20 protein-coding genes and 1 tRNA gene are annotated in these 20,749 nt (G+C 63.1%); 12 read left to right on the forward strand and 9 right to left on the reverse strand.

Annotated features, from left to right (window positions below; translation table 11 throughout):
• Positions 1–278 precede the first annotated feature (278 nt).
• Positions 279–944, forward strand: coding sequence for a response regulator transcription factor (locus ACIQ17_RS17420; RefSeq protein WP_398470320.1), 666 nt, complete (start codon positions 279–281; stop codon positions 942–944).
• Positions 941–2,266, forward strand: coding sequence for an ATP-binding protein (locus ACIQ17_RS17425; protein WP_398470321.1), 1,326 nt, complete (start codon positions 941–943; stop codon positions 2,264–2,266). The genes ACIQ17_RS17420 and ACIQ17_RS17425 overlap by 4 nt, the downstream gene beginning before the upstream one ends.
• Here ACIQ17_RS17425 and ACIQ17_RS17430 read toward each other — a convergent pair.
• Positions 2,263–2,985, reverse strand: coding sequence for a Crp/Fnr family transcriptional regulator (locus tag ACIQ17_RS17430; RefSeq protein ID WP_398470322.1), 723 nt, complete (start codon positions 2,983–2,985; stop codon positions 2,263–2,265). The genes ACIQ17_RS17425 and ACIQ17_RS17430 overlap by 4 nt on opposite strands.
• Positions 2,986–3,132: 147 nt before the next feature.
• Between ACIQ17_RS17430 and ACIQ17_RS17435 the strand changes: the two genes are divergently transcribed.
• The gene (locus ACIQ17_RS17435) at positions 3,133–3,573 is read left to right on the forward strand and encodes a pseudoazurin (protein ID WP_398470323.1); all 441 of its coding nucleotides are present in this window, start codon (positions 3,133–3,135) and stop codon (positions 3,571–3,573) included.
• Between the two features lie 20 nt (positions 3,574–3,593).
• The gene (locus ACIQ17_RS17440; RefSeq protein ID WP_398470324.1) at positions 3,594–4,781 is read left to right on the forward strand and encodes an NnrS family protein; all 1,188 of its coding nucleotides are present in this window, start codon (positions 3,594–3,596) and stop codon (positions 4,779–4,781) included.
• An 86-nt stretch (positions 4,782–4,867) separates the two neighbouring features.
• On the opposite strand, the gene ACIQ17_RS17445 is transcribed toward ACIQ17_RS17440, so the two are convergent.
• Positions 4,868–8,083 carry a PAS domain-containing protein gene (locus ACIQ17_RS17445; protein ID WP_398470325.1) on the reverse strand — a complete coding sequence of 1,072 codons (3,216 nt, stop codon included), beginning with the start codon at positions 8,081–8,083 and terminating at the stop codon, positions 4,868–4,870.
• 363 nt (positions 8,084–8,446) lie between these two features.
• Here ACIQ17_RS17445 and ACIQ17_RS17450 point away from each other — a divergent pair, with 363 nt between their 5' ends.
• The 3 genes from ACIQ17_RS17450 to ACIQ17_RS17460 all read left to right on the forward strand — a co-directional run bounded on the left by ACIQ17_RS17450 (position 8,447) and on the right by ACIQ17_RS17460 (position 9,804).
• On the forward strand, positions 8,447–8,821 hold the full coding sequence (locus tag ACIQ17_RS17450; RefSeq protein WP_398470326.1) for a phasin: 375 nt from the start codon (positions 8,447–8,449) through the stop codon (positions 8,819–8,821).
• Between the two features lie 295 nt (positions 8,822–9,116).
• Positions 9,117–9,551 carry a phasin gene (locus ACIQ17_RS17455; protein WP_398470327.1) on the forward strand — a complete coding sequence of 145 codons (435 nt, stop codon included), beginning with the start codon at positions 9,117–9,119 and terminating at the stop codon, positions 9,549–9,551.
• 176 nt (positions 9,552–9,727) lie between these two features.
• Positions 9,728–9,804 (forward strand) — tRNA-His (locus ACIQ17_RS17460).
• Positions 9,805–9,995: 191 nt separating this feature from the next.
• Here ACIQ17_RS17460 and ACIQ17_RS17465 read toward each other — a convergent pair.
• From ACIQ17_RS17465 to ACIQ17_RS17475, 3 genes are all read right to left on the reverse strand, one after another.
• Positions 9,996–10,574, reverse strand: a complete 579-nt coding sequence (locus ACIQ17_RS17465) for a TlpA disulfide reductase family protein (protein ID WP_398470328.1) — start codon at positions 10,572–10,574, stop codon at positions 9,996–9,998.
• Positions 10,575–10,584: 10 nt separating this feature from the next.
• Complete coding sequence (locus tag ACIQ17_RS17470) at positions 10,585–11,115, reverse strand: hypothetical protein (protein WP_398470329.1); 531 nt, start codon at positions 11,113–11,115, stop codon at positions 10,585–10,587.
• Positions 11,116–11,273: 158 nt separating this feature from the next.
• Positions 11,274–11,453 (reverse strand): hypothetical protein, encoded by a 180-nt coding sequence (locus tag ACIQ17_RS17475; RefSeq protein ID WP_398470330.1) that lies wholly within the window; start codon positions 11,451–11,453, stop codon positions 11,274–11,276.
• Between the two features lie 148 nt (positions 11,454–11,601).
• On the opposite strand from ACIQ17_RS17475, the gene ACIQ17_RS17480 reads away from it, so the two are divergent.
• Positions 11,602–11,826: a hypothetical protein gene (locus tag ACIQ17_RS17480; protein WP_398470331.1), complete on the forward strand. Its 225-nt coding sequence runs from the start codon at positions 11,602–11,604 to the stop codon at positions 11,824–11,826.
• 15 nt (positions 11,827–11,841) lie between these two features.
• Here the strand turns inward: ACIQ17_RS17480 and ACIQ17_RS17485 are convergent, their stop codons facing one another.
• Complete coding sequence (locus ACIQ17_RS17485; RefSeq protein WP_398470332.1) at positions 11,842–12,489, reverse strand: SGNH/GDSL hydrolase family protein; 648 nt, start codon at positions 12,487–12,489, stop codon at positions 11,842–11,844.
• Between the two features lie 197 nt (positions 12,490–12,686).
• On the opposite strand from ACIQ17_RS17485, the gene ACIQ17_RS17490 reads away from it, so the two are divergent.
• From ACIQ17_RS17490 to ACIQ17_RS17500, 3 genes are all read left to right on the forward strand, one after another.
• On the forward strand, positions 12,687–12,986 hold the full coding sequence (locus tag ACIQ17_RS17490; protein WP_398470333.1) for a hypothetical protein: 300 nt from the start codon (positions 12,687–12,689) through the stop codon (positions 12,984–12,986).
• Between the two features lie 93 nt (positions 12,987–13,079).
• Complete coding sequence (locus tag ACIQ17_RS17495; RefSeq protein WP_398470334.1) at positions 13,080–13,445, forward strand: hypothetical protein; 366 nt, start codon at positions 13,080–13,082, stop codon at positions 13,443–13,445.
• A gap of 208 nt (positions 13,446–13,653) precedes the next feature.
• Positions 13,654–14,334 (forward strand): AAA family ATPase, encoded by a 681-nt coding sequence (locus ACIQ17_RS17500; protein WP_398470335.1) that lies wholly within the window; start codon positions 13,654–13,656, stop codon positions 14,332–14,334.
• A 72-nt stretch (positions 14,335–14,406) separates the two neighbouring features.
• Here ACIQ17_RS17500 and ACIQ17_RS17505 read toward each other — a convergent pair whose 3' ends face one another.
• Positions 14,407–16,818 (reverse strand): EAL domain-containing protein, encoded by a 2,412-nt coding sequence (locus ACIQ17_RS17505; RefSeq protein WP_398470336.1) that lies wholly within the window; start codon positions 16,816–16,818, stop codon positions 14,407–14,409.
• Between the two features lie 259 nt (positions 16,819–17,077).
• Positions 17,078–17,353 carry a metal-sensitive transcriptional regulator gene (locus ACIQ17_RS17510; RefSeq protein ID WP_398470337.1) on the reverse strand — a complete coding sequence of 92 codons (276 nt, stop codon included), beginning with the start codon at positions 17,351–17,353 and terminating at the stop codon, positions 17,078–17,080.
• Between ACIQ17_RS17510 and ACIQ17_RS17515 the strand changes: the two genes are divergently transcribed.
• Entirely contained in the window at positions 17,352–19,781 is a 2,430-nt protein-coding gene (locus tag ACIQ17_RS17515; protein WP_398470338.1) for a heavy metal translocating P-type ATPase, read from the forward strand. The genes ACIQ17_RS17510 and ACIQ17_RS17515 overlap by 2 nt on opposite strands.
• 358 nt (positions 19,782–20,139) lie before the next feature.
• On the opposite strand, the gene ACIQ17_RS17520 is transcribed toward ACIQ17_RS17515, so the two are convergent.
• The coding region (locus tag ACIQ17_RS17520; protein WP_398470339.1) for a substrate binding domain-containing protein at positions 20,140–20,749 on the reverse strand (610 nt) is incomplete at its 5' end.

Below are 20,749 nucleotides of genomic sequence, written 5' to 3' on the forward strand. Positions count from 1 at the left end.
TCTGCGGTTCGGAAAATTAGGGGCGAATTAGATGGCGATTAGAATAACTCGAAGTCGGCTCGATCGGCCCGGTGCTGTGGCACAGGTGTCGCAAATCATCTGCTGTGGATTGAAATCACTCTAAACATCGGTCTATTGGCTCACCGCGGCGGAATTATCCGACATGCGCGGGCGTTCATAGGGGCAGGCGCAAATCCATCACCGGCGATGCATCGCTGTGATGAGGCATGCGCGTCCACGATTGTATAGCTCCCACTGCCGAGGCATCATTTCGAACCATGCGTGTTCTGTTGATTGAAGACGACGCCATGCTTGGCAAGGCGCTGGTGCGCGGCCTGAGCGAAAACGGCATGACCGTTGACTGGACGCGCAACGGCGTCGACGGTTTTGCGGCGCTGGACCGCTCGGGATACGCCATGGCGCTGATTGATATCGGCCTGCCGAAAATGTCGGGGCTCGATGTCCTCAAGGCCAAGCGGCAGTCCGGCCTCGCGACACCTGCGCTCATCATCACCGCGCGTGACGGCGTGTCCGACATGGTGGCCGGGCTCGATCTCGGCGCCGACGACTATATCGTCAAGCCGTTCGAACTACCGGTGCTGCTGGCGCGGATGCGCGCCGTGATGCGCCGCGCCAATGGCCGCGCGCAGCCGCTGATGACGGCCGGTGACATCACGCTTGATCCATCGACGCAGGTGGCGACGTTCCGCGACATCAGGCATCTGCTGTCGGTCCGTGAATTCGCCGTGCTCAATGCGCTGATGGAGCGGCCCGGCCAGATTCTCTCGCGCAGCCAGATCGAAAGCCGGATCTATGGCTGGGGCGAGGAGGTGCAGAGCAATGCCGTCGATGTGCTGATCCACGGACTGCGCAAGAAATTCGGCAAGGACATCGTGCGCAACGTGCGCGGTGCCGGCTGGACGGTGACGAAGGAGGGGACATGACCTCGTTGCGCAAGACCGTGATGAACTATGTCACGGGGCTCCTGGTGGTCATCGGCGTGGTCGCAGCCATCACGTCCTATCATTTCGTCAAGTACGAGGTGAACAGTTTTCAGGACAACGCCCTGCATGAGGTCGCGATGGCCGCGGGTTTCGTATTCCGGCAGGATATCGAGCCGCGGATCGATGCCGAGCTCGAGGATCAGCTGGTGATCCAGATCTGGGACGAGACCAGGACGCCGCTGCATCGCTCCGGCCCGGTCGTCGATATCCCGCTGCAGGCAGAGCTTGGCTATGCCGATGTCACCGCCGGCGGTGAGCGCTGGCGCGTGTTCCGGTCGCGCGACGGCAATCATGCGATTCAGGTCTCGCAGCGCTGGAGTGCACGCGAGGAAGTGGCGGCCTATGCCGCGGCCGGCGCATCGGTGCCGCTGATCGCGGCGATCCCGATCGCATGGCTGCTGATCTCATGGGCCGTGAAGCGGGTTCTGTCCGGCCTCGGCAAGCTGTCATCGGAGATCGGCGAGCGCAGCGCCGACGCCAAGGATGCACTCGGCCTGCAAGGCGTGCCGCTCGAAGTGGTGCCGCTCGTGACGGCCATGAACTCGCTGATCGAGCGACATCAGCTCGCATTGGAAACCCAGCGGCGCTTTGTCTCCGACGCGGCGCATGAATTGCGGACGCCGCTCGCGGCCCTGCAGATCCAGATCGACAATCTGCGTGCGCGGGAGTTGAGCGGTCCGTCCCGGGAGATCGCGCAGGATCTGCTCGACGGCATCCGTCGCGCGTCCTATTCGGTCAACCAGTTGATGACGCTGGTGCGTGCCGACGCTTCCATCGAGAGCGAGGCGGAAACGGTGGATGCGCAGGATCTGATCGGGCTGATCGCATCCGGCTTTGCGCCGGTGGCCGAGGCCAAGGGCGTGACGCTGACCGTGGTGCCGCAGCCGGCCTGCGAGCTGAATGTCCGCGCCGACGATCTGCGCCTGATCGTGTCCAACCTGATCGACAATGCGGTGCGCTATACGCGGGCGGGTGGCACGGTCAGCATCGGGACGCAGCAGTTGGAAGACCATCTGGTGATCGAGGTGCTGGATACCGGATGCGGCATTCCGGAGGCGGCGCTCCCGCATCTCTATGATCGCTTCTTCCGGGCGGCGCCGGTCGATATCGACGGCACCGGTCTCGGCCTCGCGATTGCAAAGAGTGCGGCAGACCGCAGCGGCTTCGTGCTGACCATCGAGAACCGCAGCGATGTCGTCGGTGTCCGCGGGCAGGTGGCGATCCGGCTGGGTGCCGCGGTGCCAGCTGCGAAGGCTGCCTAGGTCTTGCCGGCTGCGCGCTTGTTCTCGTCCGGCACTGTCTCGGCCAGAACGCGCAGCGTTTCCGGCTGGCGCAGCACGATGCGCTGGCGGCTGCTGTCGATCAGGCCGCGCTGCTCCCAGTTGCTCAGGGTGCGGCTGACCGTGAAAATGGTCGCGCCGGTCATTTCGGCGATGTCCTGCCGGCTGAGCGGAAAATCGATCGCGATACCGTGATCGCTTGTGCGGCCGGACTGATCGGCCAACCGGAGCAGGGCATGGGCGATGCGCTGCTCGACCTGTTCGGTGGACATTTCGACGACGCGGCTATGCGCCTCCTGCAACCGGCCGCCGACTGTCTTCAGCGTATTGGCGGCGAGTGCCGGAAACTGCACGGTGAGCCGTGCCCAGGCCGTGACGGGCCAGGACAGCACCACGCTGTCCTCCACGGTGGTGGCCGTGGCGGGATAGTGGGTGAGTCCGATCGCCTGGGCGACGCCGAAGATCTCGCCGCTGGAGACGTAGCGGACGATCACCTGTTCGCCGGCCGGCGTCATCTTGGCCGCACGGATATGGCCGTGCAGCAGGAGGAAGAAGGCGTGCACCTCCGCGCCCTGTTCGAACACGGGCTTGCCCTTTGCCACACGCAGCGAATGGGCGTCGCGCAGGATAGTCTCGCATGCGGCCGTGTCGAGGCCCGCGAAGAGCGGCAGATATGCAACCAGGGAAGGATCGATCGACATGGCGTCTCGCATTCTCGTGCCTGCCTTCTAGACCGCGCCTGTTGACGGCGATCAAGCGGAAGTTTGCGCTATAGCAATGTGGCATTGCCGCGCTGCGCCTAGTTTCCAGTATCCCGCTGAAGATGCGGGGAAACTGGAGAAAGTTCGATGCGCAAGGCTGTCATGCTTGCAACCGCCACTGTCCTGATCTCGCTGGCCAGCGCCGCCACGGCTGCGGAAGTCGAGGTCAAGATGCTCAACAAGGGATCCGACGGCACCGCGATGGTGTTCGAGCCGGCGCTTGTCAAAGTGCAGCCGGGCGATACGGTGAAGTTCGTCGCTACCGACAAGACCCACATGGCTGAATCCATCAAGGGCATGATGCCCGCGGATGCGACGCCTTTTGCCGGCAAAATGAACCAGGATGTTGCGGTGACTTTCGACAAGCCCGGCGCCTACGGCATCAAGTGCATGCCGCATTACGGCATGGGCATGGTGGCGCTGGTGGTGGTCGGCACGCCGGCCAATCTGGACGAAGCCAAGGCCGTCTCGCATCCCGGCAAGGCCAAGCCGAATTTTGCTGCGCTGTTCGAGAAGGCTGCGAAGTAACAGACCTTGAGGAGGTGACGATGCTCTCGCGTCTCCGTGCCATTGCCGATGCACCCCTGCTCTCGGCGGGATTCCGACCTTTCTTCCTGCTCGGTGCGCTTTATGCCGGGCTGTCGATCCTGGTCTGGATCCCGGCCTTTCATGGCCGGCTGGAGATCGCCTCGGCCTTTGTGCCGCGCGACTGGCATGTTCACGAGATGCTGTATGGCTTCCTGTCGGCAGTCGTGACCGGCTTCCTGTTCACCGCCATCCCGAACTGGACCGGACGCCTGCCGATCCGCGGCCTGCCGCTGCTCGGCCTCGCGCTGTTGTGGATCGCTGGGCGCGTCGTCGTCACCTTCTCTGCGCATACCGGATGGCTGGTCGCCATGCTGGTGGATGCGGCTTTCCTGACGCTGGTGGTGTTCGCTGCCGCGCGCGAAATTGCGGCGGGCAAGAACTGGCGCAACCTCCCTGTGGTCGGCATCGTCAGCTGCCTGCTGATCGGCAATGTCGCGTTTCATCTGGAAGCGCGTCATGTCGTGATGGCCGATATCAGCATCCGCATCGGGGTCGCCGTCATCGTGCTGCTGCTCTCGCTGATCGGTGGCCGCATCATTCCGAGTTTTACGCGCAACTGGCTGGTGCGAGAGAATCCCGGGCGCCTGCCGGTGCCTTTCGCGCGGTTCGACAAGATGGTGCTCGTGCTGACCGTGGCGGCGCTGCTGCTGTGGATCGCGCACCCGCTCGATTCCGTGACCGCCTTGTTCCTTCTGGTGGCAGGACTGCTGCATATCGTGCGCCTCGCGCGCTGGGCCGGCGATCGCACGATGCGGGAAGGGCTGCTGCTGATCCTTCACATCGGCTATGCTTTCGTCCCGGCCGGATTCCTGCTCTCGGCGGCGGCAGGGTTCAAGGATGTTCCTGCGAGTGCGGGCCTTCACGCCTGGATGGCGGGTGCGGCCGGCGTGATGACGCTGGCCGTCATGAGCCGGGCCACGCTCGGCCACACCGGACAGGCGCTGCATGCCTCGACGGCGACGGTTGTGATCTATGCATTGATTATCGTCGCAGCGCTGTTGCGGATCGCGGCCGTACTGATACCGGGCGTCGTGCCGCTGCTGCATACGGCCGCGCTCGCCTGGGCGCTGGCCTTCATCGGCTTTGCAATTGTCTATGCGCCGCTGCTGATCGGGTATCGGAAGAAGCGACGGGCCGTAGCCATGTAGGGTGGGCAAAGGCGCGAAGCGGCGTGCCCACCTTCAAGTGCACGGCTGGTGAAGGTGGGCACGCTTCGCTTTGCCCACCCTACACATTACGCATTGATCGCGGTGTTGCCCGCATTCGAGAATGCCACCTCGATCAACGTGCCGGAGCTCGGCGCGCTCTTGATCTGGAAGCGCGCGTGATTGGCTTCCACCAGCGCCTTGGTCAGCGACAGGCTGACACCGGCGCTTTCGGTGTCGCTGGGGCCGGAGCTGCGGAACGGCTCCAGGGCCGCCGCCACCTCGGTCTCGTTCAGCCCATGGCCGGTGTCGCGCACGCGCAGCACGACGTCGCCCTGGTCGGAGAGCGCAGTGGACACGATCACCTGTCCGCCGGCATTGGCGAGATGGATCGAACTGCCGATCAGGTTGAGTGTGATCTGCCGCAGCGCGCGGGCATCCGCCACGATAGTGGGCAGCAGATGCGACAGCGAGGTGCGGATGATGATGCGACCGCGATTGGCCTGCGGCTGCATGACAGCAACGCACTGCTCCACCATCTCGTTGAGATTCTGCGTCGAGAAAGCAAGATCGATCTTGCCGGTCTCGATGCGCGAGAGATCGAGCAGGTCATTGACGATGGCGATGACGCGCTCGCCGGAGGCGCGGATGTCGCGCAGATATTCGCCGTAGCGCTCATTGCCGAGCGGGCCGAAGCGCTGGTCGATCATTACATCGGCAAAGCCGATGATGGCATTGAGCGGCGTGCGGACTTCGTGGCTGATGCGCGCCAGCACATCGGCCTTGGCCGTGGCCGAGCGATCGGCCTGGCGGCGGGCGTTCAGCAACTCGGTCTCGGTCCTCTTGGCCTGGGTAAGATCGCGGAACACGGCGAAGAAGTTCGGGCCCGCGGCACGGGTGCGGCCGATGATCAGGGACAGCGGCACCAGGCCGCCGGCGCGGACCTGGCCGAGCGCTTCGCGGCCGTGATCGAGCAGGCTGGCAACGCCAGCCGCTTTCACGCTGTCGAGATAGTCGCTGACGATGCGACGGCTCTCATGGGCGAACAGCTCGACCACATTGCGCTGGGTGAGCATTTCGCCGTCATAGCCGAACAGCGCTTCGGCGCTGCGGTTGCAGGAATTGATATTGCCTTCGGCGTCGAACATCACGACGCCCTCGGCCATGGTATCGAGGATCGCGGCGAGATCTTCCGCGTCCACATGGCCGGCGGGCAGGGGCTCTTCCACCACCGGCTCCGGCACAACGGCGGGCGCTGCAGCTTCGGTCTGCGCCGGCGCAAAGATCAGCGCATGGGCGGGCTCGTTGTCCCACGTGATCGCATGCAGGCGTGCCGATGCCGGCGTGCGCAGGGCGCCGTCGCCGGCCTTGTCATTGGCGGAGATGGTCACCGTGGTGCCGCCGTCGGAGGCGCTCGATGCCGCCGAGACATCCGGCTCCACCTGCAGCGTGTCGAGGCCGCCGGCCTCCTCCAGCGCCGCGATGGTCGGATAGTTCATCTGCGCGAGGAAAGCGGGATTGGCATAGACCAGACGATCGAGGCGATAGATCAGTACGCCCACCGGCATCAGGTCGAGCAGCATGCGGTCGCGCGCCATCTCGCCGCGTGGGGCGGCGGGCGGCGTGGTCAGCCAGGTGGCGGCCGCTTCCGTTTCACTGTCTGCCGTGTCGATCGGCTCCACGGGCGCGGTGCCGGGCGCAGCGATCAGGCCGGTCTCGGATTCCAGCCGTGCCGAAAGCTGGCGCGCGAGCTCGTTGAAGGCGCTGTTCTCGCCCGGCGACAGCTCCGGCGATCGCGGATCGCCTGGTCGAAACTGAACGACGTTTTCGGGTGGGTGCACGGTGGAGATCGCTTCGTTTGTCTGGATCGGTTCTGTCGGTGTCGGCTCTGAAATTTTGTCGTCAGGTGGCGTGATCAGTTCATCGATGCGGTCGTCGACCGGTCCGGCCTGCGCCACATCGGCCGAGAGCGGTTTCGGTGGCGAATCGTCCGGTGGATCGCCCGGCTTCGGATGCTGCTGCGCGATCAGGCGGTTCATGCCGTCGAGATCGCGGCAGATGCCGAAGCCGCGATAGCCGGCGGGTTGCCGGCTGCGATCCTGCAACGGCAATCCGGACAATTCGACGGCAAGACGGCCGCCATCGTCCACCGGCCACAACAATGTGACGCCGCTCCAGGTCTGCCGGGTCGCCAGCGCCTGGGCAAAACGATGATCGGGATCGAGGGTGAATTCTGCGGAGATGTCGCTCCACTTGCGGCCGGACATCGCCGCGGCTTGCGGGCCGATCAGGCGCGTGAAGTCGCCGGAATCGATGGTGAAGGTATCGTCGGCATCGAGCTGCCAGACGAAGCGCAGCGGTATCGTGCGCGGTGCGAGTGGCGGCAGTGTCTCTGGCGTCGGCTGCGCGGCAACGTCACTGACAGCAGCGCTTGCAACAACAGGCTCGGGCTCGGGCTGAATGTCCGTTGTCTCGGTCGGCGCGAACAATTCCTCGAACGTATCGTCGGCGTGATCGTCGTTCGCCTGTTCAACAGGCGCCAGGGCCGGATCGACTTCCGCGACATCTGCGAGCAATGCCGCTGCCGGCGCATCGAACGCGTCATGCGGCGTTTCAGCCGCGAGCTCTTCCTCGCTCGGCGCGGGATGCACCGCACCCGGCGCGATCAGGGCGACGAGGCCGGTATCGCTGCCGCTGCCGACACGCTGCAGCACCATGCGGCCGAAGCCGATCGGCGTCTCTGCGCGGCCATCCTTCAATGCGTGATCACGCGCCGCATTGAGGCCGGCGTCATTGAGATTGCGGAAGCCGAGCAGCGCGCGTGCGGTATCGCTGGCGCCGACAAACAGACCATCACGCGCAAAAGCGGCGATCGGCGTGTCGATGCCATCGGTGAGATTTTGCAGCCGCTGCATCAGCGGCATGCCGCGGCCGGCAATGCTGTCCGCTGCGATGACGAGCAGGCCGGCTTCGCCATCGGCGAACTCCAGCCGCGTGCAGGCGCAGGTCATCAGTCCGCCGAGCGCGGCACCGAAACCGCGCAGCCGCTCCAGCCGCGTGGTGTCGCTCACCTGCATGCGCAATGCGAGCTGGGCGATCTGGCGGCGATGGGGGTCGGCAGCGCCGAATTCACGTGTCGCAAGATCAGCCGCGTTGCGGGCGCCGAACAGTTTGACGCCGACCGGGTTCGCCCACAGCACCTTCGTGCCGTCGAGCGACCACAGCCACGCCGGCTGGGCGCTGGTGGCGTGCATGGCGAGCCGTGCATCACCGACACCCCGCAACTGACTTTTCGCACTGCTCATTGGCACTTCATGGCTGAGTCGCCGGAGGTCCGCCTCGCTCGAACGGTATGATCTGCGGGGCAAACGGCAACATGCTTAACACTTCGTTAGTATCGCGCGCGGGCGCGGCGAGGTCCATGTCTGCGGGCTCTTCCCACAGGCCTAAGCAACGATAACGTTAATTTCGCGGGCAGGTTCTTGATCGGGCTGAACCATTCGCCGCAGCCCGTCATTGGATGTTGCAAATGAATGACAAAGGTTCACGATGGCTGAGGCCATGATTGCGCCTTGCGTCATAACGGCGATGCCAAGCATGGCTAGGCTGCGAGCGGATGCACGAAGGCGAGGCTGCACGGGTCTCGTCCGTGACCAAGGGAGAGGGACATGACCGAGAACAAGTTCGAATTTCCGAAAGAAATGCGCGCAATGGCCGAGGCCAGCTTCGATCAGGCCCGTCAGGCTTTCGAGAAGTTCGTTGCCAATGCGCATAGCGCCGCCGCGTCCATCGAAACGCGCGGTGAAAGCGCCCGCGCCAGCGCCAAGGATGTCAGCGCCAAGGCGATCAGCTACGCCGAAAAGAACGTGGCAGCCTCGCTCGATCACGCCCAGAAATTGCTGCAGGCCAAGGATCTCGGCGACGTGATGCGCCTGCAGAGCGAATATGTGCAGGCCCAGATGAAGTCGCTGGCCGATCAGGCAAGCGAAATGGGCCAGATCGTCAGCCGCGCCGCCATGGACGCCGCCAAGCCCAATAGCTAAGCAATTTAGGTTCTTTATCGGCCGATTTAGGTATCATATGCACGCGAAAGTCGTGCGCGAATTCGTTCCATGACGTATGCGCGCATTTTTTCGCTTGCTTATGCAATTTTGCAATGCAATATTGTGTTGCATCGCACAAATCCGACATGATATTGCGATAGTTAAGATCACGCGCCGCCTAATTCTGAGGCGCACACGATGCTTCCCGCTGGTCGATCCACGGCAACGATGCCGTTTTTGCGATCCGCGGTCTGTGACTTCACCCCGATTTTTATCGTTACGAAGGATGCACGTTATGGCTGACCAGATCGATCCGTTCTCCTCCTCCGTTATCCCGTTCCAGCTGCCGGAGCAGGTCCGCGCTTTCGCCGAAAAGGGCGTGAACCAGGCGCGTGAAGGCTACGCCAAGTTCAAGGATGCGGCCGAGACCCACAACAGCACCGTGGAAGCCGTGTTCAACACCGCCACCAAGGGCGCTGCCGAAGTGTCGACGACCCTGCTCGACATCGCCAAGACCAACACCAATGCCGGCTTTGATTTCGCCCAGTCGCTGATCGGCGTGAAATCGCCGTCGCAGGCTTTCGAGCTGTGGTCGGGCTTTGCCAAGAGCCAGTTCGAAGCCCTCACCGGCCAGTCGAAGCAGCTCGCCGAGCTCAGCCAGAAGATCGCTTCGGAAACCGCCGAGCCGATCAAGACCGGCGCCAACAAGCTGTTCCAGCCCGCCGCCTAAGCGCGAGAGCTGATTTAACCACCGAAAGCCCGGGCCTCGGCCCGGGTTTTTGTTTTGGGGTTTGTTTTTGCCCGATAATTCCGGTTCTCAGTGCAAACGCGGCCTTGCCAAAAAGGGGCGTTGCACCTAGTTTCCGCCCCGTTCGCCGCCCCCGCTTCGCGAGGGGCCGCAAGGATGCAGTTGTAGCTCAGTTGGTTAGAGCGCCTGTCTGTGGAACAGGAGGTCGGTGGTTCGAGCCCACCCAACTGTACCATTCACCGGAATCAATATTCGCAAGTTCAGAACGGGTCCGTTGGCTCGGCAAATCCGGGTGTCGCGTTTCCGCTGTGTGGATTCTGGCGAGAGCAGCGAATGTGATGATGTCCCTGCAGACGAAAATCGTCCGATTCCGCCCCTGAGATTGAGCCATCGACGTCGGTGAGTTGGCCCGCGGAGAAGCCCCGTTTAATTGAAGCGTTCGATAAATGTCAGCGCCTCGTCGCCTGACCAATCTATCTGGCCAAGGAAATAGCCTTCAACGGCGCCAGACTTCCCAATGATGTATGTAATCGGCATGGCATAGAGCACAAACGGGCTCAGTTGCTCGCTGTCCTTGCGATTGATCAGCGATTCTGGCGCCAGGCCAATCGCGAGTTTGGATAGGCCGAGCCCTTTGGCGAATTCGGTTATCTTTCTGGGCGGCTCGCGATCGGCCGCAATCGCCACGATCTTCAAACCGGGAAGCTGCTTCGCTGCCAGCCCCTGAAGTGCTGGCAATTCCTGCCGGCAGCCAGGGCACCAAGTTGCCCAGAAATTCACGATCACGCGCGATCCCCTGAATGCAGTGAGATCAATCGACTTGTTGTTGATCAGCGGGATCGCAACGGATGGAACCGGATGTGCCACTCGCAGCGAAATGAAACGGCTTCTGAAGTCCTGATTGTGTGTGACTGCTGCGGCCGCGTCTGGCGATGAGGATGCAAGGGCGACAAGAGCCGCACTGCTGCCTGCGAGAAAGCCTCGTCTGCTGATCGGGTGATGCATGATCGGTGTTTCAATTCCTCAGATAGGACCAGCCAGCTTCCTGCAATTCGATCACCCTCGCCGGGCCGCTTGGCATGCTGTCGACGTTATCGATCAGGGGAATCTGACGGCCTTCCGATCGCTCCATGCCAGCCTTCGTGAGCTCACACACGACGAAGCGGATCGCGCCGGGATTCACCATTCTCAGGGTCTGGAGCAGGTCCTTGATGGGCGATGTGTCGAGGCGAAACATATGCAGCCCGGCATTGTAGGCGACGATCTCGATCGTCACGTCTTCATTGATGGTTTGATAGTAGCGCGGCAGATTCAGCGCTGTGGAAACCACGGCGCGCATGGTGGTCGGATCGTCGGAATTGATCGACATGACCAGGCGGTGTGCTTTCTTCGCAGATACTGCAGGAGCCGGGGCTTTGGAGGATCTCGTATCCAGGGATTTGGAAAAGAGTGCGTCGGGCAGTGCAAGCATCAGCAGCACAGGAAGGACCAGCGCCGACGAGAGAAGCAACGATGTCGCCAGGCGTTTTCGATTCCATCCAAACATTGTCATCTCAAGCGGCATTCAAAACATGTGAGAGCGATCCACGCTCGCGCGCTGCTGTAGGTGAGTGCCCGTCCGACGTTTCACAAGAAGGCATCGTTTTGAAACCTGGGCACATATATGTGCCTGCGTCATGTTTGACCGAAGCTGGCGCGATCCGGCTAGGACCACCACGAGCCTTCCGGGAATCTGGGCCAGTCCGAAGGCGGGAGGTGGGTGACGGTCAGGCGCTGGGCCCAGTAGCGCGCCTCGTTCTCCCAGAACAGCCGGCTCTCGCTCTCGATCTTGGCCCGCTGCAGGCAAAAGCCGCGCATGGCCTGATAATAGGTTGCATCATCCACGAACACCTCCTGTGTCTCATGGAAAGCTAGCGCCCGCGTTGAAATCGTCGTGACCCGATTGGGGTAGACCTCACAAAAACGAAGCCGGTCCTGCTGCCGGAACCCCGGCGCCTTGCTCCACGTTTGCCTTTAAACGGAGGAGAGCGCGATGGAGACCATCGAGATCAGTGACACCGGGATCGCTGTCATGTGCGACATCGCCCGCGTCGCCGGGTTTGACCTCGACGACGACAAGCGGGCGGTGGTGGAGCAGCTGATTGCGCAGGGGCTGGTCGCCGAGACCGGGAAGCGCGAGCCTGATCCGAAATATGAAGTCACCGCGAAAGGCCAGCGCGAACTGGATGCGCGCGGCGTGGGTGTCAATGAGGCGTGAGCGTCCGCGCGACGCTCACCCGTTCGGGCAGAGCGTGGCGGTGACGCCGTCGCTAACGGCCTTGGTCCAGATCGCGGCGCCGGTTTCGCTCAGATGGATACCGTCGCTGGTGAAGCCTGCAGGCATGGCCGGCATCGCGATCAAATCCGCGCCGGTGTCTCGGGCGATGTCCGGCAGAGCGGCATTGTAGCCGTCGACACTCTGCGGCGTGCGGTTGCCGACATCCGGCTTGCCCGGTTCGAGCGGCGTAACGGCGACGACAGCGAGGCGCGTGGTCATTGTCTTCAGTGCCGTCAGCAGCGCAGTGTAGTTCCGGCGATAGCTCTCGACGCTGTCTCTGGTCTCCGCATCATTCAGGCCCAGCGAGACGACGATCAGGGCCGCCTTCTTGTCGCCGATGGCCTTCTTCAGCATGCCGTCGAGACCGCTTGATGCGGTCGAACCATCGATGCCCGCATTGACGACGGGACGCTTGCACAAAGTGCGCGGCAGCTGCGCCTGACGCACGATGCTGTCCCCGAGCACGATCACCGGATCTTTCGCCTCCTTCAGTGCCGATTTGATCAGCAGCGGGCGAGGCGGCGCACTCTGTTCGCCTTTCGGCCAGACGATCCAGACGACGAGAAGCAGCGAGGCGATGATGCCGATGCGGACGCCGTTCATGCGACATCTGCCAAATGTGTTCGTCGTGCGATCATCGTTCCGGAAACCGTGTCGAGAAAAAGGATGATCAGCAGAAACTACAGGAATGTCCGCAAGACAAGCCCGGTGGGTGCGGCATCCGTGCCGCAGGCGGGTGGCGACTTGCCAAGATGACGCCGGTCGCCGACACTTTGCGCACAATCATCAGGGAGGATGCGATGTCCGGGGGCGCGAGAGCGGCACTGTTGGTGACGATGCTGATGGCGGGCTGCGGAGCCGCGCAGGCGCAGGGCTATACCGCCGATGAACAGGCGCTATGTACCGACGACGCCTTCAGGCTGTGTAGTTCGGCCATTCCCGATGTCGACCGCGTGACCGCCTGCATGGTGCAGAAGCAGGCGCAGCTCAGTCCCGGCTGTGCGCAGTTCTTCCGGCCGGTGGCCCAGCCGACGCCGGCAAGCGCACGCAAGGCGCCAGCCAAGGCACGCAAGGCGAAGGTGGCGAAACGCACGAATTGAAGCGGTAACGCGACGCCGCGATGAACCCGTGACAAACTGACACGTTGGGAGCACAAGCAGGGCGTCACATCTCCTTGCTTCGAGGAGTTACGCTTGAACGACGCTGATATCGACTACAAGGCCGAGATTGATCGGCATTTTCTCTGGTTTGAAACCAAGCTGCCGGCAGGTCCGGCGCGTTTTGTGAGTTTGTTGCGCAGGCCTTCGTCACGGCTGGTCCGCTTTCCTCTCGCGATCCTGCTCGTCATCGGCGGCATTTTCAGCTTCCTGCCCATTCTCGGACTGTGGATGCTGCCACTCGGCCTCATTCTGATAGCTCAGGATATTCCGCCGCTACAGAAGCCAGTAGCGCAGCTGCTTGGCTGGCTGGAGCGTAAATGGCTGGAGCGGCAGGCGGCAAAAGCCGCCAAAACCGCGCAAAGCGAGCAAGCCTCGCAAAAGCAAAATCGCAGTAAGTAACATCCGGAAATGTAGTTGGATGCGACAATGTGGCGGCAAGCGTACTACCAATGACTCACTTTTAGCGCTGTTGCGCCGCAACCTGTGACTCAAAAGCCAACATTTGAGGAAATACAGCCACATAAATCTATCACCGGCAAAGTTTTGGCTTTAACGAATCAGTGGACTGATTCATTTTCGCCGCCGGGGTCAATCTGGAGGCCAACATATGAACGTGATTGTTTTCGCTTCGCGTAAAGGCGGATCTGGAAAGAGCACCTTGGCTGCTCATCTTGCCGCGCAAGTCCATAAGCCCAACAAGCCATGCCTGCTGATCGATGCCGATCCGCAAGGATCGCTCACCCTGTGGCACAAGCTGCGCGGAACAAATGAACCCGCTCTGAAAGTAGCAAACCGCAGCGTGTCCGAGATCGTCGCCGCTGCAAAGCGCGATGGTATCGAATGGGTCTTCATCGATACGCCGCCGAATACATCGGCCGTCGTTGACGATGCCATCAAGAACGCAACCATGGTGATCATCCCGGCGCGTCCGGGCGTGTTCGACGTCGATGCCGTGCAGGCGACGATCCAGTCCTGCCGTTCGGCCCGCAAGCCTTATGCTGTGGTCATCAACGGTGCCCCGGCACGCCGCGATGAAAACGAAAGCCGCATCGTATCGCTCGCCCGCGAAGCCCTTGCCAAGTTCAAGGCGCCGGTGTGGTCGGGTCAGATCACCAATCGTGCGGATCTGTTGCTCGCCCTCGGTGAGGGTGAAGGCGCCCGCGAATATTCGGCGGATGGTCGCGCAGCCAGCGAGATCAGCAAGCTGTGGACCGCGATCGAACGTTCGATCAAGGCCATTCGCGGTCAGGCATCGGCCAACGGCGCGATGCACAAGCAGGCGGCCTGATCGCTCCTGCTTCCTCCGATCCCCGAAAAACGCGCGACGTTCTCGCGCGTTTTTTGGCGTTTGGAGGGCTGATTACGCGACCCTGGCGTCAGCCTCGATCTCGACGTCGACTTCGATGGCCGGCTGCAGCGGTACACCCTCGGTGACATGGACGAAGTGATCGATGCTCGCCGGCTTGCCGAGCAGATAGCCCTGCACTTCGTCGCACTTTTCGTCGTTGAGGAACTGGAGCTCGGCTTCGGTCTCGACGCCTTCCGCCAGCACCGGCAGTCCGAGCCCGCGGCCGAGCCCCACCACGGCGCGGACGATGGTTGCCGCCTGGCCGTTGTTGTTCACCGACTTGATGAACGAGCCATCGATCTTGATCTTGTCGAACGGGAAGGCGCGCAGGTTCGACAGCGACGAATAGCCGGTGCCGAAATCGTCCATGGCGATGCGCACGCCGAGCGCCTTGATCCGGCGTAGCGCCGAGAGCGCGCGATTGAGGTCGCGGATCAGCGCCGTTTCGGTGATCTCGATCTCGAGGCGCGACGGTGACAGGCCGGTCTCAAGCAGGATCTGGTGCACCATCGGCACGAAATTGTCGTGATAGATCTGCACGGCTGAGACGTTGACCGCGATGGTCAGCGGCTGCTTCCAGCTTGCAGCTTCCGCGCAGGCGGTGCGCATCACCCATTCGCCGATCTCCAGGATGGCGCCGGTGTCTTCGGCGATGGGAATGAAGATGGCGGGGGAGACCACGCCGCGGGCCGGATGGGTCCAGCGCAGCAGCGCTTCGAAGCCGATCACGGTGCCGCGCTGCATGCCTTCCTGCGGCTGGTAGACGAGGGCCATCTGGCCGCCGGCCACGGCGCCGCGCAGATCGTGCTCCAGCATGCGGCGGTCGCGCACCGCGTCGCCCATGCCGGTCTCGTAGAAGCGATGGGTGGCGCGGCCCTCGGTCTTGGCGCGATACAGCGCGGTGTCGGCATGGGCCAGCACGGATTCGCGATCGGCGGCATCGTCGGGATATAAAGCGATGCCGATGCTGGCCGAGACGCTGCCGAGCTCGGATGCATCATCGCGGTCGCGCAAGACTTCCAGCACGCGCACTGCCAGTTTTTCCGCTGCAGCATTGTGCCGGATATTGGGCATCAGGATCGCGAATTCGTCGCCGCCGAGACGCGCCATGATCTGGCCGTCACCGAGCAGGCCGCTGACCCGTGCCGCGATGGTCTGCAGCACCTTGTCGCCGGCGGCATGGCCGAACAGGTCGTTCACTTCCTTGAAGCGATCGAGATCGATGCACAGCACCGCGTGTTTGCGGCCGATCTGTGTGCTGGTGAGTTCTGCGTCGATGCGATCGTTGAAATGGCTGCGATTGGGCAGGCCGGTGAGGGCGTCGTGGTGGGCGAGGAAGCGGATGTGCTGTTCGGCTTCTTTGCGTGCACGCAGGTCGCGCACGGCGATGACCTGATGCGGCCGGCCGGCAAAGTCGATCTGCCGCAGGATCAATTCGACCGGAACGGGGGCGCCATGACGCGGACGCAGATTGGCCTCCACCGGCATGTTCGGATTCGCCATCAGATCGGCGCGCGGCTGATCGTCGGGGAAGCAGGCATCGAGAGTCTCGCCGACAAAGCTCTCGGTCGAAGCGCAGGCGAGCGCGGCAAAGCTGTTGTTCACGGTGACGATGTTGTCGCCGTCGCAAACGATCAGACCTTCGACGGCTGCGTTGGCGAGGCCGAGCATGCGGTCGGCTTCGAGATCGGTGCGGCGGCGATCGCGGATGTCGAGCGCGATGCCGGCCACCGCGAGGCCGATGATGGCGAATGAGATCAGCGCCACGCCGAGCGCGAGCCAGCCCGCGGGTACCGACAGCGGCGAGACTGCGATGCTCGGATCGGGCACGATGGTCACGGCGCTCATTGCCGTGAAGTGATGGCTGCAGATCGCCAGCGTCAACAGCAATGCGCCGCCGATGCGCCAGGACAGCTCATTGCGATGCAGGCCGACGGGAAGCGCCAGCGCACCGAGCACCGCGCCAACCACGATCGACGCGGTCACCAGCGCAGCATCCCACTGCATGGTGGCCTGAACTTCGAACGCTGCCATGCCGGTGTAATGCATCGCCGCGATGCCGCCGGCGACGACGCCGCCACCAATGGCGGGACCGGCGCGGAAATTCGGGATCAGCGCGATGGCGAGGCCGGCGCCGACGAGCAGGATCGCGGCCACCAGCGACACCGCGGTCAGCACGACATTGTAGCCACTCGGCAGACCCGGGGAGAATGCCAGCATGGCCACGAAATGCGTGGCCCAGATGCCGAACCCCGTCGAGATCGCGGAGACGCCGAGCCAGAGATAGCGCATTTCGCCTTCTGCATTCCGCGCGTGGCGGAGCAGGGTGATGGCGGTGATGGACGCGATCGCGCAGATGATGGCTGCAAGGCCGACGAGGCGAAGATCGTGGGCGTTGGCGATGCAGTTATAGATCGTGAGCATGAAACGCGTACCGCAGGTGAAAATTCTGAACCTGCACGCGACGCTAGATATAAGTATGTAATGACACGTAAATACCTATATTCGCGTAGGTATGTACGCTAGCGGACGCACTCGCTTTTAGCGGTAAAGCTGCACAGTCGGACGCTGCGTTTGCACCGACCTCTGCGTGTGTTGTGGTTTCGCGCTCATCATTGCGTTCATTGACGGTAACTCGACATCAACCCTGTCTGCGAAGTCGCGGCGCAGCATCATCGCGCCGTCATCGATCGACGCGGCTCACGACATCCATCAGCTCGGCGATCTTGCGCCGCTGATCGGCCTTGTCGCCGGACGAGATCGCATGCTCGACGCAATGGGCGACGTGATCGCGCAGGATCTCTTCTTCCACGCGCCGCAACGCAGCCCGCGCTGCCGCGATCTGCGTGACCACATCAATGCAGTAGCGGTCGTCCTCGACCATCCCGGCAAGGCCGCGCACCTGGCCCTCGATCCGTTTGAGGCGTTTTAAACAGGACGTCTTGATCTCTTGGCGCATGCAGCTCATATACCCCCATAGGGTATCTGTTTCAAGAGGCGACGACGTGACCGAAACGACGCATGCGCACGCCCATGGTGGGCACGATCACAAGCACGAATCCTGCTGCTCGCATGGCGATCACGCATCGGCCCCCGCCGCGCCGGAGAAGGTGCTCGATGTCGTGTGCGGCATGACCGTCGATCCCGCCACGGCCAAGCAGCGGTTCTCTTACAAGGGCCAGGAATACTTCTTCTGTGGTGCGCGGTGTCGCGAGCGCTTCTCCGCCGATCCCGAAAGCTTCCTGCGACCGCGCGAGCCGGCGCCGCCGATGCCGGCAGGCACGATCTATATCTGTCCGATGGATCCGGAGGTGCGCCAGGAAGGGCCGGGCACCTGTCCGATCTGCGGTATGGCGCTGGAGCCCGAGACCGTGTCGCTCGATCACGGCCCCGATCCCGAACTGATCGACATGACACGGCGCTTCTGGATCGCGCTGGCGCTGACCTTGCCGGTCTTCGTGCTGGAGATGGGCAGTCATCTCGGCCTGATGCAGCTGGTGCCGCAGGTGACGTCGAACTGGATCTCGTTTGCGCTCGCCACGCCGGTGGTGCTGTGGGCGGGCGCGCCGTTCTTCGTGCGCGGCTGGCGCTCCGTCCTGTCCGGCAATCTCAACATGTTCACGCTGATCGCCATGGGCACCGGCGTGGCGTGGATCTACAGCGTCGTGGCGACGCTGGCGCCGGGCGTGTTTCCGGCGGCGTTCCGCGATCATCACGGCGCCGTCGCCGTCTATTTTGAGGCCGCCGCCGTCATCACCGTGCTGGTGTTGCTGGGGCAGGTGCTGGAACTGCGCGCGCGCAACCAGACCTCCGGTGCGATCCGTGCGCTGCTCGGCCTTGCGCCGAAAACAGCGCGGCGCATCGGCGCATCCGGCGACGAGGATATTGGCTTCGCCGACATCCGCATCGGCGACGTGCTGCGCGTGCGGCCGGGCGAGAAGATTCCGGTCGATGGCATGGTGCGCGATGGCCGCTCGTCGGTGGACGAGTCCATGGTCACCGGCGAGTCGATGCCCGTCACCAAGCAGAAGGGCGATCGCGTCATCGGCGGCACGGTCAATCAGAGCGGCGGCCTCGTCTTCAAGGCGGACAAGGTCGGCCGCGATACGATGCTGTCGCGCATCGTCGACATGGTCGCCAGGGCGCAGCGTTCGCGCGCGCCGATCCAGCGATTGGCCGATCATGTCGCCGGCTGGTTCGTGCCGCTGGTGCTTGCCGCCGCGGTTGTCGCATTCGCCGTCTGGGCGATGGTCGGGCCGGAACCGCGGCTGACTTATGCGCTCGTCGCCGCCGTCACCGTGCTGATCATCGCCTGTCCCTGCGCGCTCGGTCTCGCCACGCCGATGTCCATCATGGTCGGCGTCGGCCGCGGCGCCGGTGCGGGCATCCTGGTGCGCGATGCCGAGGCGCTGGAACGGCTGGAAAGCATCGACACCATCGTCATCGACAAGACCGGCACACTCACTGAAGGCAAGCCGTCGCTGGTTGCGGTCACGCCGGTCGATGGCGGTGACGACGCGACGTTGCTGCAACTCGCCGCCAGTGTCGAGCGCGCGAGCGAACACCCGCTGGCGCAGGCGATCGTTGCATCCGCAAAGCAGCGCGGGATCGCGCTGAAGGACGTGGCGGACTTCGCATCACCGTCGGGCAAGGGCGCTTCAGGTGTAATCGACGGCCAGCGCGTCGCGCTCGGCAATGCGATGCTGATGAGCGAAATCGGGATCGATACGTCGCGTTGCGACGACATTGCCGAAGCTGCACGTCAGCAGGGCGCGACGGCGATCTTTGTGGCCATTGACGATGCCGTGGCCGGCGTGATGGCCATCGCCGATCCCGTGAAGCCATCGGCGAAGCAGGCACTTGATCAGCTGCGTGCCGAAGGTCTGCGCGTCGTGATGCTCACGGGCGACAACGAGACGACGGCACGCGCGGTGGCGAAGACGCTCGGCATCGACGAGGTCGAGGCCGGCGTATTGCCGGAGCGCAAGAGCGATGTGGTGACGCGACTGCGTGGAGAAGGCCGCCGTGTGGCCATGGTCGGCGATGGCGTCAATGATGCGCCGGCGCTCGCCGCTGCCGATGTCGGCATTGCGATGGGCACCGGCACAGACGTCGCCATCGAGAGCGCGGGCGTCACGCTGCTCACCGGCGATCTCTCAGGGCTCGTGCGTGCGCGACATCTCTCACAGGCGACGATGCGCAACATCCGCCAGAACCTGACTTTTGCATTTGTCTACAATGCCGCCGGCGTGCCGATCGCGGCTGGCATTTTGTATCCGGTGTTCGGCATCCTACTGTCGCCGATGATCGGTGCGGCAGCCATGGCGTTGTCGTCGGTGAGCGTGATCGGAAATGCGCTGCGATTGGCGAAGGTGAGATTGGACTGAGCGGAATGTGTAGGATGGGTTGAGCGCAGGCGCGAAGCGCCGGAGCGATACCCATCACCGCAGGCTCCAGTGCTGGTGGTGATGGGTATCGCTTCGCTCAACCCATCCTACGAACAGAGACAAAAAAAAGCCGGTCTCTTTCGAGCCCGGCTCTGAGGTATTGGCCTTCGAGAGGCCGACACAATCACCTTCCAAGAGGGATAACTGAGACCCGCTCCACTGGAGGAGGGGGACAAATGCGCGGCGCGAGCCTCAGCGTTTGGATAGTATGATCCTCGCGGAGGCCCTGCAGCAACGCATGACTTGTCATGTCTGACATGTCGTCAGCGTAGACATGGCAGCCCGCTGAATTTGCGGGTTATGAGGGCCAGCGCTGCGCCTTGCTGACGATGAAGTCGCGGAATACCTGCACGCGGGCCACGGTCTTCAGCTCTTCCGGATAGACAAAATATGTATCGAGTTGAATCGAGTCGGACTCGCTGAACAGCTGCACGAGGCGGTCGTTCTCTTCGACCAGATAGTCCGGCAATGCTGCGATGCCGAGGCCCTGCTGGCAGGCGCGCATCAGGCCCAAAATATTATTGACCTTGAAGTAAGCCTCGCGCGGGCCATTGCCGTTGCGGCCGGCATCGATCAGCCAGCTGCGGTTCTGCAGGTGCGGAGACACCTGCGCATCGCTCAGCATGATGATGCGGTGGCCGTCGAGTTCGTCGAGCGTACGCGGGGTGCCGAAATGCTTGATATATTCCGGCGAGCAGTAAGCGTGGAAACCCATGGCGAACAGCTTGCGCTGGATCAGGTCCGGCTGGGTCGGCTTGCGGGTGCGGATCGCCACATCGGCCTCGCGCATCGAGAGGTCGAGTTCCTCATCGGTGACGATCAGCGAGATGCGGATTTCCGGATAGAGCGCAGTGAATTCGCCGAGGCGGGGGATCAGCCAGTTGATGCCGACGCCCGGGGTGGTGGTG

Origin of the sequence: Tardiphaga sp. (assembly GCF_044340795.1) — a bacterium.
Classification (GTDB): Bacteria; Pseudomonadota; Alphaproteobacteria; order Rhizobiales; family Xanthobacteraceae; genus Tardiphaga.